General features: G+C 70.0%; 12 protein-coding genes and 1 tRNA gene. 8 read left to right on the plus strand and 5 right to left on the minus strand.

Annotated features, from left to right (window positions below; genetic code table 11):
- Positions 1 to 54: 54 nt before the first annotated feature.
- A complete protein-coding gene (locus J2S44_RS19305) occupies positions 55 to 306 on the plus strand; it encodes a hypothetical protein (protein WP_310415779.1) in 252 nt (83 codons plus the stop codon).
- Between the two features lie 17 nt (positions 307 to 323).
- On the opposite strand, the gene J2S44_RS19310 is transcribed toward J2S44_RS19305, so the two are convergent.
- The 5 genes from J2S44_RS19310 to J2S44_RS19330 form a co-directional block, all read right to left on the minus strand.
- Positions 324 to 1,085, minus strand: coding sequence for a 3-ketoacyl-ACP reductase (locus J2S44_RS19310; protein ID WP_310415782.1), 762 nt, complete (start codon positions 1,083 to 1,085; stop codon positions 324 to 326).
- Positions 1,082 to 2,458, minus strand: a complete 1,377-nt coding sequence (locus tag J2S44_RS19315; protein WP_310415784.1) for a hypothetical protein — start codon at positions 2,456 to 2,458, stop codon at positions 1,082 to 1,084. The genes J2S44_RS19310 and J2S44_RS19315 overlap by 4 nt, the downstream gene beginning before the upstream one ends.
- A gap of 74 nt (positions 2,459 to 2,532) precedes the next feature.
- Positions 2,533 to 3,339 (minus strand): WecB/TagA/CpsF family glycosyltransferase, encoded by an 807-nt coding sequence (locus tag J2S44_RS19320; protein ID WP_310415787.1) that lies wholly within the window; start codon positions 3,337 to 3,339, stop codon positions 2,533 to 2,535.
- Positions 3,336 to 4,415, minus strand: coding sequence for an NAD-dependent epimerase/dehydratase family protein (locus tag J2S44_RS19325; protein ID WP_310415791.1), 1,080 nt, complete (start codon positions 4,413 to 4,415; stop codon positions 3,336 to 3,338). The genes J2S44_RS19320 and J2S44_RS19325 overlap by 4 nt, the downstream gene beginning before the upstream one ends.
- 503 nt (positions 4,416 to 4,918) lie before the next feature.
- Positions 4,919 to 5,001: transfer RNA gene (locus J2S44_RS19330), tRNA-Leu, on the minus strand.
- Positions 5,002 to 5,289: 288 nt separating this feature from the next.
- Here J2S44_RS19330 and J2S44_RS19335 point away from each other — a divergent pair.
- The 7 genes from J2S44_RS19335 to pknB all read left to right on the plus strand — a co-directional run bounded on the left by J2S44_RS19335 (position 5,290) and on the right by pknB (position 14,334).
- The gene (locus J2S44_RS19335; protein WP_310415793.1) at positions 5,290 to 6,108 is read left to right on the plus strand and encodes an FHA domain-containing protein; all 819 of its coding nucleotides are present in this window, start codon (positions 5,290 to 5,292) and stop codon (positions 6,106 to 6,108) included.
- Positions 6,109 to 6,113: 5 nt separating this feature from the next.
- Complete coding sequence (locus J2S44_RS19340; protein WP_307242095.1) at positions 6,114 to 6,599, plus strand: FHA domain-containing protein FhaB/FipA; 486 nt, start codon at positions 6,114 to 6,116, stop codon at positions 6,597 to 6,599.
- Entirely contained in the window at positions 6,596 to 8,065 is a 1,470-nt protein-coding gene (locus tag J2S44_RS19345) for a protein phosphatase 2C domain-containing protein (protein WP_310415796.1), read from the plus strand. Before J2S44_RS19340 ends, J2S44_RS19345 begins: the two co-directional genes overlap by 4 nt.
- Positions 8,066 to 8,142: 77 nt before the next feature.
- Positions 8,143 to 9,597, plus strand: coding sequence for an FtsW/RodA/SpoVE family cell cycle protein (locus J2S44_RS19350; RefSeq protein ID WP_310415798.1), 1,455 nt, complete (start codon positions 8,143 to 8,145; stop codon positions 9,595 to 9,597).
- Positions 9,594 to 11,114: a peptidoglycan D,D-transpeptidase FtsI family protein gene (locus tag J2S44_RS19355; RefSeq protein WP_310415800.1), complete on the plus strand. Its 1,521-nt coding sequence runs from the start codon at positions 9,594 to 9,596 to the stop codon at positions 11,112 to 11,114. The genes J2S44_RS19350 and J2S44_RS19355 overlap by 4 nt, the downstream gene beginning before the upstream one ends.
- Entirely contained in the window at positions 11,114 to 12,547 is a 1,434-nt protein-coding gene (locus J2S44_RS19360) for a serine/threonine-protein kinase (protein ID WP_310415803.1), read from the plus strand. Before J2S44_RS19355 ends, J2S44_RS19360 begins: the two co-directional genes overlap by 1 nt.
- Positions 12,544 to 14,334, plus strand: a complete 1,791-nt coding sequence (pknB, locus tag J2S44_RS19365; RefSeq protein ID WP_310415806.1) for a Stk1 family PASTA domain-containing Ser/Thr kinase — start codon at positions 12,544 to 12,546, stop codon at positions 14,332 to 14,334. Before J2S44_RS19360 ends, pknB begins: the two co-directional genes overlap by 4 nt.
- Positions 14,335 to 14,371 lie beyond the last annotated feature (37 nt).

Genomic DNA, 14,371 nt, shown 5'->3' on the forward strand with positions numbered 1-14,371 from the left:
ACCCAGAAAACTGGGAGTTGCATTTCCGGGTGCGGCGGAGGCAGTCTTGTGGACGTGGAGCCAGGAGCCGTGGTGAAACGCGGCGACGTGCTGGCCCTCGCCGAGGCGGACTACAAATTCGGCGCGGGCGGCCTCACGCTGCTGGTCGACGACGTGATGCACGTCCAGCGCCTGCCGGACGGCCTGTGGGTCTTCGTGCGCGGCGTCCGCCTCGACGACGTCGGCAACCCGCGTGACCCGCGTCAGGTGCTGGTGCGGATGGCCGCGATCCCCGCCGCCGTCCGCCACCCCAGCGGCTGTCCCTAGGTCTCGTACCGTCGTGGTCAGAGCGTCTTCAGGTGGAAGCCGCCGTCCACGTTGATCACCTCGCCGGTGCTGTGCGGCAGCAGGTCGGTGGCGACCGCGACGACCGCGCGGCCCACGTCGTCCGGCTTGCCCCAGCGGCGAATCGGCTGGATTCCCCCGTTGAGGATCAGTTCGTCGTACTTGGCCGTGACCGCGCCGGTCATGTCCGTGGCGATGATGCCAGGGCGGATCTCGTAGACGTTGATCCCGTGCTCGGCCAGCCGCGCCGCGAACAGCTGCGTGACCATCCCCAGGCCGGCCTTGGACACGCAGTAGTCGCCGCGGTTCACACTCGCGGTGTACGCGCTGTTCGACGAGATGATCACGATCTTCGGACGGGTCTCGCCCGCCGGCTGGGCGATCATGCGGTTGGCGGTGGACTGGATCAGGAAGTACGGGCCCTTGAGGTTGATGCCGAGCACCCGGTCGAAGGACTCCTCGTCCGCCTCCAGGATGTCCGCCCGCACCTTCGGCGCCACGCCCGCGTTGCTGACCAACAGGTCCAGCCGGCCGAACGCGGCGTAGGACTCGGCCAGCAGTCGCTCGCGGTCCGCGGCCACGGACACGTCGGCCTGCACGGTCAGCGCGCGCCGGCCGAGCGACTCGGCCTCCGCGGCGACCTCCTTCGCGGCGTCCACGTTGCCGGCGTAGTTGACGACCACGTCGTACCCGGCCCGGGCCAGGCAGACCACGATGCCACGGCCGATGCCGCGGGAGCCGCCGGTGACGAGCGCGATCATCGCGTACCCCCGAAGAAGGTGTAGTAGGGCTCGTCGCGGGCGACGCGCTGGAGGTAGAGCGCCAGCTCACGGGCGTGGTAGTCGCCCCACATGCTGGACTCGCCGTTCGGTACGCGCTGCCCGTCCGCCACGTGGTCCCAGCCGTTCGGCCGGTGGTAGACCGAGTGCAGGATCAGACCCTGGTGCGCCGGGTCGGTGGACAGGTACGGCTCGGCGAACAGCGTGTTGGCCACGGTGAGCCCGGCCTGCCAGTACCTGCGGCCGTCCTCGGCCCGGCCGTGCGCGGTCAGGTAGCGGCCCAGCCGGAGCAGGCCCTGCGCGCCGATCGCGGCCGCGGACGAGTCGACCGGCTCGTGCGCGTTGTACGGGTCGGCCGGCCGGCCCAGGTAGTCGCCGAGGTGGGCCAGGCCGGGCGCGCCGGTGTCCCAGTACGGAATGCCGTCGACCGGCGTGTGCTCCAGGTAGAAGTCACAGGTCGCGGTGGCCGCGTCGAGCATCATCGCGGTGATCTCGGTGCGCCCGCCGAACGGCTCCAGCTCCTCGTCCGCGATCGTGTCCAGGAACTCCAGCTGCTCCGGGTAGCCGACCATCGCCCAGGCCAGGCCGCGCGTCCAGGTGCTGAACGGCGAGTAGCCCTGCTGCGAGCTCGGCGCGCGGTAGTGGCCGTCGTTCACGTTGAACAGCGACTCGTGCGCGGTCCGCCCCCGGACGTCGTAGAAGTCGCGGCCGGTGCCGTACCAGATGTTGAACCGCGCGGTGTTGCGCGCGTGCTCGACGATCCGGCCGAGCAGCGAGATCTTCTCGTCGTGCTCGCCCATCAGCGCGTGCCCGAGCAGATGCGACACGGCCAGCGCGCGGCACGAGCGAATGGTGTCCACGAACAGCGACTGCGGCCCGTTGAACGAGTAGATGTAGCCGGTGCCGTCCTGCGTGCGCTGCCAGCGGGCCGCCTGCACCGCTCCGGTGATCTTCAGGGCGAGTTCGAGGAAGTTCCGGTCACCGGCGTCGATCCGGCCCTCGCCGGCCAGCCGCCAGAGGTTGCCGTACGTGCTGACGTTGTTGAAGCCGTGATCGTGCACGCCGATGTGGCTGACGTGCCCGGCCATCACGTTCACGGTGGCGTCCCGGCCGATGGTCAGGAACCGTTCGTCCCCGGTCGCGTCGAACTGCAGGATCGCGGAGCCGTACTGGAAGCCCTGGGTCCACTCGGTCCAGCCGCGGGCCGTGTACCGCCCGGCCATGGTGAAGACCGGCGAGGGGGAACCGGGTGGGCAGGTCTGCTCGATCGACTCGATCTTCGCGGCCGAGGCCTCCCACAGCTGCGTGATCCTCGGCAGCAGGTCCGCCGGGCCGAGCCCGTCGTCGATCTTCATGGCGGTGCCCTTCCGTTGATGTCGGCGTGCCGCCACAGCATAGGAAAGCGCTTGCCTGAAGAAAACCCCCAGCTTCAGATGGAGAACGTCGGCGGGCGCTCGTTCGCCGGCTCCGGTGGCTGCGCGTTCCACAGCCGGGTCTTCTGCGCGCCGAGCCGGGCCAGGTACGCGGGGTTCAGCACGATGTACCGCCGCCACAGCCGGCGGGGCTCCAGCCCGAGCCGCCAGAACCACTCGAGGCCGACGCGCTGCATCCATGCGGGCGGGTTCCGCAGCAGGCCGGCGTGGTAGTCGAACGCGGCGCCGACGGCGAGCAGCGGCATGTCCAGCAGCGGCCGCATCGCGTACGTGAACACCTCCTGCCGGGGGCAACCGAGCCCGACCAGCACGAGCCGCGCGCCGGAGGCCTTGATCCGGGCCGCGATCTCCTCGTCCTCGCCCGCCTCGACCGGCCGGAACTTCGACGACTCCACGCCCGCGATCCGGATGCCGGGAAACATCCGGTGCAGCGCCGGTACGAGCAGCGCCAGCGTGTCCTCGGTGGAGCCGTAGAGGTAGACCGGCAGGTTCTCGGCCGCGCACCGGGCCAGCACGCGCAGCGTCAGCTCCGGCCCGTAGACGCGGTCCGCCAGCCCGGCCTGGTGCAGCAGGTTGAGCGCCCACCGCACCGGCTGTCCGTCCGGCGTGACCAGGTCGAAGCCGTTGAGCCGCGCGTTGTGCACCGGGTCCAGCACGCCGGTCATCACGCCGTGCACGGCCAGCGCGGTGAGCGCGAACGGCCGCCTGCGGTGCGCCGCCTCGACGATCTGGTCGACCGCGGACTCGTAGTCGACCACGTCCACCATGACGCCGAGGACGTTGCGCTTGCCCTGCGCGATCATGAGACGAACCCCGGGACCCACTTGTCCGCGTTCGCCTCGTAGATCTCCCGCAGGATCATCGGGACGTCGTAAAGCTGCCGCCACCCGGGATAGTCACGCTCGAACGCCGCGTTGGACCCGATCCACCAGCGGTGGTCACCGACCCGGTTCTCCGGCACGTACTCCGTGCGCATCGGCAGCCCGGTGATCGACTCGGCCAGTGCGAACGCCTCGAGATGCGAGCTGTTCGACCGCCGGCCGCCGCCCAAGTTGTACACGGCGCCGCATCGAGGGGCGCGAAAGAACGCCTCGAAGGCCGTCAGTACGTCGTGACTGTGAATAGAGTCACGAACCATTTTTCCCTTGTACCCGAAGATCTTGTAGACGCGCTGCTCCATGTTGCACCGCATCAAGTAAGCCAGATATCCGTGCAGCTCAGTGGCCGAATGCGCAGGTCCGGTCAACGTTCCCCCGCGGAACACCACCGTCCGCATGCCGAAGTAGCGCCCGTACTCCTGCACCATCACGTCCGCGGCCACCTTCGACGCCCCGAACACCGAGTGCAGCACCTGGTCCATGGACATCGACTCGGTCACGCCGGCCCAGTAGGGGTGCTCTTCCCCCAGCTCGAACCGCGTTTCCAGCTCCACGAACGGCAGCCGGTTGACCCCGTCCCCGTAGACCTTGTTCGTCGAGCAGTGAATGAACGCGGCCTCGTCGCAGTGCTCGCGCACATTCTGAAGAACATTCAGCGTCCCGACCGCATTGACGTCGAAATCCGTGAGCGGGTCGCGGACCGCCCAGTCGTGCGACGGCTGTGCTGCGGTATGGATCACAACCGAAACGTCGGACCCGAATTTCTTGAAGACCGACGACAGTCCTTCACGGTCGCGAATATCCAGGTCAAAGTGCATATAGTGCGAACCGAGCTCACGTACCAGCCGCCGGGTGTTCCACGCGGTGGACGCCTCCCGCCCGAAGAACTGCCCCCGCATGTCGTTGTCCACCCCGACGACATCCAGCCCCAGCCCCGCGAAGTGCCGCACCGCCTCCGACCCGATGAGCCCTCCCGCCCCGGTCACCAGCGCAACACTCACCAGACACCCCACGATCGCGAGCCGAGGCCGTAGCTTTCACGGACTCCAACGACTCGCAAACCACAACGCAACCCCAGAAATCACACCTTTAAGGGCACCCCCCACCCCAGGCTTCCTTCAGGAGTTCCCAACCCCCCCGCCACGCCGGACCCCACACACATTTCCGAAAGGCCGCCAGCAACCTCTTGGAGGGCACACCCATCGACCCGCCGCCATCCAGCACGCAATCTCAGGGGCCACGCCGCACCCGAACCATCCGACACGCGGCATCCGCACCCATTCGGCACGCGGTCTCAAAGCGGCCACGCCGCTTCGGCACCATCCGGCACGCGGTCTCAAAGCGGCCACGCCGCTTCGGCACCATCCGGCACGCGGTCTCAAAGCGGCCACGCCGCATCCGCAACCATCCGGCACGCGGGGCACCCGGGGCTCGGCCCCGGGGCAGAATGACGAGAGGCCCCCGGTTCGCGCTCTCCGCGAACACAGGGGCCCCAGGCCTCTCGTGGGGATGGGGGGAGTTGAACCCCCACGTCCTTTCGGACACACGGACCTGAACCGTGCGCGTCTGCCATTCCGCCACATCCCCGTGGCTGAGAACTACCCTAGGGCATAGGCTTGGGGGCCTTAGCTTCGGGGGGTTCCCGGCCTCTCAAGATCAGCTGCAGCATCGATAACAACTCCGCTGCGTTGTTCTTGTGAGGTGCCCGAACAGACTACGCTGTCCAAGGCTCGCATCACGAAACTGTTGCTGTGAGCAGCTTTCCGCCCGTGATGCCTCGGAAGAGTAGCACGGCACCCACCAGTCCCTGTATGAAGACTGGCAACCAGCGGTCGTTTGCCACGCGAGCTGCGTGAGCGGCGGCCGGATACCATCATGTCCTCGGAACCCGAGGAGGAGCCGGTGAGCGTGCTGCAACGCTTCGAGAAGCGATTGGAAGGCCTGGTCGAAGGGGCCTTCGCCAAGGTCTTCAAGGGGGTCGTCCACCCCGTGGAGATCCTCAACGCCATGCAACGAGAGGCCGAGGCGCACAAGGCTATCCTGGCCGGCGGGCGCACTCTGGTCCCGAACCGGTACGTGATCGACCTCTCGCCGTACGACCACAGTCGCCTTGCGCCGTACGCTGCTGCGCTCGCGCAGGAGCTGGCGCAGTCCCAGGCCGAGTTCATCGGTGAGCAGGCCTGGACCGTCTACGGCGACGTGATCGTCGAGATCGAGCGCGGTGACGGTCTGGACACCGGCATGTTCCGGGTCACGGCCGAGGTCTACACCGGTGGCGAGGTCGCCCCGATGCAGGGCGGCTACGACCAGGGCGGCGGTTACGACCAGGGTGGCTACGGCCAGCCGAGCGGTTACGACCAGGGTGGCTACGACCAGGGCGGCTACCCGCCGCACGGCGGTGCCCCGGGCGGGCGCAACATCCGCCTGGTCTCCGGCGACGGCCGCACCTATCCGCTGCAGATCGGTTCGACCGTCATCGGTCGTGGCGACCAGGCGAATCTGCGTCTGCCGGACGTCGGGATCTCCCGCCGGCACGCGCGGCTGGACTTCGACGGCAGCCAGGTGGTGCTGACCGATCTCGGATCGACGAACGGGACGATGGTCAACGGGCAGCGGGTCTCCGCGGTCGCGTTGAATCCCGGCGACATGATCCAGCTCGGGACGACCACGTTGACGTTCCGCGTGGACGGCTAGGCGCCTTGCCAGAGCTCGTCCTCACTGTCGCCCGGATAGGCCTGATCGTCCTTCTGTGGATCTTCGTGTTCACGGTGGTCGGCGTGATCCGGCGAGACCTCTTCGCCGGCGCGCGGTCCAGTCGTCTGGTGGCCGCGCCACGGGGGGTGGGCGCGGCCCTCAATCAGGCGCGTCCCGCGGCGAAGGTCAAGCGTGGCCGCGCGGCGCGGCAGATGGTGGTCACCGCCGGTCAGCTGGCCGGCACGCGCATCACTCTGGGTGAGGCGCCGATCACCATCGGTCGTGCCGAGGACTCCACGCTGGTGATCACGGACGATTACGCGTCCGCACGGCACGCGCGCCTGATGCCCCGTGACGGCCAATGGTTCCTTGAGGACATGGGCTCGACGAACGGGACATACCTGGACCGCGCTAAGGTCACTGGACCTACCCCCGTCCCCCTGGGCGTTCCGATCAAGATCGGGCGCACTTCTCTCGAGTTGCGGCCATGACTCTGACCCTGCGCTACGCGGCACGCAGTGACCGCGGTCTGATTCGAGACGGCAACCAGGATTCCGTCTATGCCGGGCCGCGGCTTCTCGCCGTGGCCGACGGCATGGGCGGCATGGCCGCCGGAGACGTCGCCAGCAACATCGTGATCGGTGCGATGGCCCCGCTGGACGAGGACGTTCCCGGCAGCGCCCTGGTCGACGCTCTGCGGAACGCCGTCGAAACAGCGAACCAGCAGCTTCGTGACACCGTCGACGCGAACCCGCAGATGGAGGGCATGGGCACCACGCTCACCGCCGCCCTCTTCTCGGGCACGAAGTTCGGCATGGTGCACATCGGTGACTCCCGCGCCTACCTGTTGCGCGACGGCGAGTTCTCCCAGATCACCAAGGACGACACGTACGTCCAGATGCTCGTCGACGAGGGGCGGATCAGCCCCGAGGAGGCCGGCAGCCACCCGCAGCGCTCGCTGCTCACCCGTGCGCTCGACGGGCGGGACATCGACCCGGAGTACAGCGTTCGCCAGGTCCTGCCCGGCGACCGCTACCTGATCTGCTCGGACGGGCTCTCCGCCGTGGTCAGCGCGGAGACGATCGCCGACACGCTCCGGGAGTACGTCGACCCGCAGCAGTGCGTCGAGCGGCTGGTGCAGCTCGCGTTGCGCGGCGGCGGCCCGGACAACATCACGGTCGTGGTCGCGGACGCCACCGACGGCGACATCGTGGAGCTCGCTCCGATGGTCGGCGGCGCGGCCGCCGGCGACCGGGGTCTCGGCGCGGTCACCGACACGTCCACGCCCGCCGCGCGCGCCTCCGCGCTGAACCCGCCGCGGTCCGCCTCGCCGGACTCGGAGAACGGGGCGGACGCGGTGCCCGCCGAGGAGACCACGGAGGGACCGCGCCGGCACCCGGTGCGTACCGCCGTGCTCTCGGTCGCGCTGCTCGGGGTGCTGGCCGGTGGCGTCTGGGGCGGCTGGCAGTACACGCAGTCGCAGTACTACGTGGGTGCCACCGACGACGGGCGGCTCGCGGTCTTCCAGGGCGTGCCCGGGGAGATAGCCGGCTTCGCGCTCTCCAGCGTGCAGCAGACCAGTGACGCCGCGACGCTCGACGACCTCACCGTCGTCGCGCAGGACCGGGTCAAGAAGGGCATCGTCGCCAACGACCGGACGGACGCGGAGCGGCGGCTCGACGAGCTGACCACCGACTCGCCGTCGAATCCGAACCTGAAGCCGGCCTGCGAGACCGCGCCTCCGGTGGCGGCCACCCCGACCCCGGCGCCGTCGTCCACGGCTCCGTCCTCGCCGGCGGCGACCCCGTCCGGCAGTGCCTCCGCGACCGCCGCGCCGTCCACCAGCGCGACCGGGTCACCGACGCCGAGTGCACCGCAGACCACGTCCGCCGCCGAGACTCCCGCGCCTGACGTTCCGCCGGTCGCCGACCCGGCGAGCTGTCGGCCGGCCGGCTGAGCCGGCACCATCGACCGCAGGGAAGAACTGTGACAGCGCCAGCAGCATCGGCACCCACGCCCGCCTCAACGGGCGAGATGCCGCGACTCAAGATCGACAGCACCAAGCGCCGCAACAGCGAGCTTGCGCTGCTGGCGCTGGCGCTGCTACTGGTGCTGGCGTACTCGGCGACCGTCGAGGCGACCATGCTCGACACGATCACCCCGGACTTCTGGGTGCCGACCGCGGCGCTCGCCGCGGTGTTCCTGGCGCTGCACGTGGTGATCCGGTTCCTCGCGCCGTTCGCGGACCCGGCCATCATCCCGGCGGCCGCGCTGCTCAACGGACTGGGCGTCGGTTTCCTGCGGCGCCTCGACCTGGACGACGTGAGTGGCGTGGCCGAGGCGGCGGACCGGGGCGCGTTCGCCGGCGGCGGCGGCCGTCAGCTGGCCTGGACGCTGATCTCGGTGATCCTGGCAGCGGCGCTGCTGGTGCTCATCCGCGACCACCGGAACGTGTCGCGCTACTCGTACACGCTGGGTTTCGGCGCCATCATCCTGATCATGATCCCGGCCGTGCTCCCGGCGCGGTTCTCCGAGGTCAACGGCGCCAAGCTGTGGATCCGGTTCGGTGACGCGTTCGCGATCCAGCCCGGTGAGTTCGGCAAGCTCGCGCTGGTCGTCTTCTTCGCGTTCTACCTGGTGCGCAAGCGCGAGGTGCTGTCGCTGGCCAGCAAGCGGTTCCTGGGCATCGACTTCCCGCGCGGCCGCGACCTCGGCCCGGTCCTCGTGGTCTGGATGATGTCGCTGCTGCTCCTGGTCTTCGTCAAGGACCTGGGCACCGCGCTGCTCTACTTCGGCATGTTCGTCGTGACGCTCTACGTCGCGACCGAGCGGTCCAGCTGGCTGATCATCGGTCTGCTGCTCTTCTTCGGGGGCGTGTTCCTCGCGTACTACCTGGGTGAGCTGGTCGGCGGCCCGTTCGCGAACTTCTACGACCGCGCCACGATCTGGCTCGACCCGTTCAGTGACATCGACGGCGACGGCTACCAGTTGGTGCAGGCGCTGTTCGCGTTCGGCACCGGAGGCCTCTTCGGCGCCGGACCGGGCGGTGGGAGCCCCGGCATCATCCCCGAGGTGCAGAACGACTTCATCTTCGCCGGCATGGGCGAGGAGATCGGCCTCTTCGGCCTCGTCGCGCTGCTGATGCTCTACCTGATCATCGTCGAGCGCGGGCTCCGGGCCGCGCTCGACGTCCGGGACTCGTTCGGCAAGCTGGTCGCCGGTGGCCTCGCGTTCACCCTGGGTTTGCAGGTCTTCGTCATCATCGGGGGCATCACCGGCCTGATCCCGCTGACCGGCCAGACGACACCGTTCCTCTCCTCTGGGGGCTCCTCCTTGATGGCCAACTGGATGCTGGTCGCGATGTTGCTCCGGATCTCGGACGCGGCCCGCCGTCCACTCGCCTCGGGCGGCGGTCTCGCGACGGCACCCGGTGGCAAGCCCGCGCCGCAGCAGCTGCACGGCGCCCCGACGGAGGTGATCCGCCCGTGAACGCGCCCCTGCGCAAGGCCAGCATCGTCATCCTGGTGCTCTTCGGTCTGCTCTTCGCGAACCTCAACTGGGTCCAGGCCGCCAAGGGCGAGGAGTACCGGACCCACGAGCGGAACTCGTTCCGGCTCCGCGACGTGGAGTACGACAAGCAGCGCGGCAACATCGAGGTCCACGCGGGCGGCACCAGCACGGAGGCGGTGGCGCTGAGCAAGTCCACCGACGGCCGGCTGCGCTACCAGCGGGAGTACCCGTTCGGTGACGTCTACGCGCACGTGGCCGGTTACAAGCCGGTCTACGGGACCGCGAGCTCCGTCGAGCGCTTCGAGAACGACTACCTCTCCGGGCAGAGCGACGAGCTCTTCACGGACCGGGTGCGCGCGATGTTCACCGGCGAGGAGGCGGCCGGCGGGAACGTGCTGCTCTCCATCTCCAAGGCGGCGCAGGAGGCGGCGTACAAGGAGCTGAAGGAGAACAAGCTGGGGGTCAAGGTCGGCGCCGCGGTGGCGCTCGACCCGTCCACCGGCGGCATCCAGGCGATGGTCTCGATGCCGAGCTTCGACCCGTCGCCGCTGGCCAGCCACACCCAGGCGGACACCGACGCCGCGTTCGCCGCCTACGACGGCGACAAGGCGAAGCCGCTGCTGAACCGCGCGGTGGCCGAGACCTGGCCGCCCGGCTCGGTCTTCAAGGTGATCGACTCGGCGGCTGCGCTGGAGGCCGGCTCCACGCCGGAGACCATGATGCAGGCCGGCCCGTCGTACGTGGCGCCCGGCACCACGCACGAGATCACGAACGCGTCGGCGAACGTGTGCCCGCAGCAGCAGATCTCGTTGATCGACGCGCTGACCGTCTCCTGCAACACCAGCTTCTCCCGGCTCGGCGTGGAGCTCGGCCGGGACGTGATCAAGAAAAAGGCGCAGGACTTCGGCTTCGAGGACGAGGCGCTGACCTGCGGAAACCTGAAGGAGAACAGCGGCCTGACGGTCGCCACCAGCCACGTCGGTGACGTCGCCAACGCGGACGGCACCGAGGACAAGGCCGCGATGGCGCAGACCGCGATCGGCCAGAAGGACGTGCGGATCACGCCGCTGCAGGGCGCGATGATCGCCGCCGCGGTGGCGAACGACGGCGTGCAGATGCGGCCGTACCTGGTGGAGCGGCTGCTCGGCCCGGACCGGACCTCCACGCACTACACGGTGAACCCGGAGGAGCTGCGCCGCTCCGTCTCCAGCGATGTCGCGCGCGACCTGCAGACCATGATGGAGAGCGTGGTCAACAACGGCACCGCCACCTCCGCGCAGGTCGAGGGCTACGACGTCGGCGGCAAGACCGGCACCTCGCAGAACGGCGTCACGGACAACCACGGCTGGTTCGTCGGCTACGCGATGAAGGACGGCAAGGCGGTCTCCGCGGTCGCGGTCTTCCTGGAGGCGGCCGGCAACGGCGGCTCCGCGGAGGCGACCCGGATCGCCGGCCAGATCCTCAAGGCCGTCACGTCGGAGCGGGGCGGGAACTGATGATCGCGCCCGGAGCCATGCTCGGCGGTCGCTACCGCCTGGAGGAGCGGATCGCCAGCGGCGGCATGGGTGACGTCTGGAAGGGCACCGACGAGGTGCTCGGCCGGACCGTCGCGGTGAAGATCCTGCTCCCGGCGCTGCTGGACGAGCACGGCTTCGCGGAGCGGTTCCGGGGCGAGGCGCGCACGATGGCCACGGTCAACCACCCCGGCGTGGTCGACATCTACGACTACGGCAGCGACACCCAGGTCGCGTTCCTGGTCATGGAGTACGTGGAGGGCGACGCGCTCTCCCGCACGCTCGGCAAGGTCGGCCGGCTCACCCCGGCCCGGACCATGGCGCTGGTCGCCCAGGCCGCCGACGCGCTGCACGCGGCCCACCAGAAGGGCATCGTGCACCGCGACGTCAAGCCCGGAAACCTGCTGGTCCGGCCGAACGGCACGCTGGTGCTCACCGACTTCGGCATCGCCCGGTCGGACATGGTCGGCTCGCTGACCGTGGCCGGTTCCGTGCTCGGCACCGCGGCGTACATCTCGCCGGAGCAGGCCTCGGGCGAGACCGCCACGCCGGCCTCGGACGTCTACGCGCTCGGTGTGGTCGCCTACCAGTGCCTTTCCGGCCGTCGCCCGTTCGAGGGCGACAACCCGCTGGACATCGCGATGCGGCACGTGCGGGACACACCGCGCCCACTCCCGGCCGACATCCCGCCGGCCGCCCGCGCGATCGTCGAGCGGGCCATGTCGAAGGCACCGGCCGGTCGCTTCCCGAGCGCCGCCGCGATGGCCGTCGCCGCGCGTCAGGCCGCGGCCGCGCTGGCCAACACGCCCCGCCCGGCCAACCGGCCGAGCTCCGGTGCGCCGATCACCGGCCGCGTCTCCGCGCCGCCGGCCACCGGCCCGGCGTCACCGACCTCACCGGCCGCCGTCGGCGTGCCCGGTCCTCAGCATGGTGTGCCCGGTCCCCAGCACGGCATGGCACCGCCGATCAGCGGACAGCCCGTGTCCAGTGGGCCGGCGGCGCCGTTCCGGGCCGCGGCGACCGTGCCGCCCCCGGTCGGGGCGCCGCAGCAGGTTCCGCACTACGCGCCGATGTACCCGCCGCCGGCCGGCGGCTCGACCAGCCGGCAGGTGCTGATCGTGCTCGCGATCGTGCTCGGCCTGCTGGTGCTGCTCTGCGCGGGGGTCATCGCCTGGTTGGCCGGCCGTAACAATCCCGTCGCTCTCGGTGCTCCGCCGGGTGTGACGAGGGTCGTCACCGCGACTGGAACTGACATTCTTCCGGCCGCGTCGTACCGTCGGGATGAGCGAATTGACCCGGACCGGGCGATCGAGAATGATCGACCGGTCCCGCATGTGTTCAACGACCAGGCCGGCGGCGAGCCGGCGCCGGGGACGAACGAGCTCCCCATGACCGAAGGACGACAGACGAGATGACTGCGCAGGCCCGCCTGCTGAACGGCAGGTACCAGGTCGGCGAGCTGCTCGGCTATGGCGGTATGGCCGAGGTGCACCAAGGCCGCGACCTCCGGCTCGGCCGGGACGTCGCGATCAAGATGCTCCGGACGGATCTCGCCCGCGACAACACCTTCCAGATGCGTTTCAGCCGGGAGGCGCAGAACGCCGCCGCCCTGAACCACCCCGCGATCGTCGCGGTCTACGACACCGGCGAGGAGATCGCCCCCACCGGTGAGAAGCTCCCGTTCATCGTCATGGAGTACGTCAACGGGCGGACTCTGAAGGAGGTGCTGACGGCCGAGGGCCGTCTGCAGCCGCGCCGCGCCTTCGAGATCATGGCGGACATCTGCGCGGCGCTGGAGTTCAGCCACCGGCACGGCATCATCCACCGGGACATCAAGCCCGGCAACGTCATGGTGACCCAGACCGGCCAGGTCAAGGTCATGGACTTCGGTATCGCGCGGGCCCTGGCCAGCGGTGCCACCACGATGACGCAGACCAGCGCGGTGATCGGCACCGCACAGTACCTCTCCCCGGAGCAGGCGCGCGGCGAGCCGGTCGACGCCCGGTCGGACGTCTACGCGGCCGGCTGCGTGCTGTTCGAGCTGGTCGTGGGCCACCCGCCGTTCGTCGGTGACAGCCCGGTCAGCGTCGCCTACCAGCACGTCCGGGAGGAGCCGCCGACCCCGAGCGACCTCAACCCGGAGGCCGGCCCGGACCTGGACGCGATAGCGCTCAAGGCGCTGTCGAAGAACCCGGCGAACCGCTACCAGAGCGCCGGCGAGATGCGCGCGGACCTGCTGCGCGCCGCCACCGGACGCCCGGTGATGGCCACGCCGGTGATGCGCGAGGACGAGACGCAGTACCTCGGCGCCACCTCCGGCATGACCGGCGCGACCCGGGCGATCCCGCAGGGTGGTGGCGTGCCGCCGCGCCCGGCGCAGAAGGAGTCGTCCGCCTGGGTCATCGCCGGCCTGAGCGCGGTGGCGGTGCTGGTGGTGATCGGCCTGGTCGCCTGGATCGCGTTCCGGCCGGACCAGACCGAGGAACCGACGACGCTGCAGGTCAGCAGCGTCGTGGGGATGTCGAAGGACGACGCGGAGAAGGCGCTGCGGGACGACGGGTTCGTGCCCGCTTACGACCCGAAGCCGCAGACCGACAACTGCACCGTCGGCCAGGTGGTCAAGCAGAACCCGGAGGCCGACGCCACGGCGGCGCGCGGCGACACGGTCACGCTGACCATGTGCGCGGAGAAGGACACCGTCCAGGTGCCGAACCTGGTCGGCACCCAGTGGGACGCCGCCCAGAAGGAGCTCACCGACGCGGGCCTGGAGCCGGAGCGCCGGGACGTGAACGGCACGGCCCCGGAGGGCCAGGTCGTCAAGGTCGACAAGGTCGGTGACTCGGTCCCGAAGGGCACCACCATCGTGGTCGAGGTGTCCCGCGGCAACATGGCCGAGGTGCCGAACGTGGCCGGCCAGTCCCCGGCCGCGGCGCGGGCGCTGCTCGAGCAGGCCGGCTTCACCTGGGAAGAGGTGGAGGGCCAGTCGGTCCCGGCCGGCACGGCGCCGGTCGTGTCCGACCAGAGCCCGAACGCCAACAGCCAGGCGGAGAGGGGCAGTCGCGTGCGGATCACGATCACCGTGCCGCAGGCGCCGCAGCCGAACCCGACCACGGCGGGCCCGGACGAGTCCGAGGAACCGGGCGGGGGCAACAACACCCCGACGACTCCGCCGCCGGCATCGCCGACCAACGAGGCTCCCTGACGCACTGTACGAACGAATGAGGGCCGTGACCGCAGGG

The sequence above is a fragment of the Catenuloplanes niger genome (genome assembly GCF_031458255.1).
Taxonomy (GTDB): Bacteria; Actinomycetota; Actinomycetes; order Mycobacteriales; family Micromonosporaceae; genus Catenuloplanes; species Catenuloplanes niger.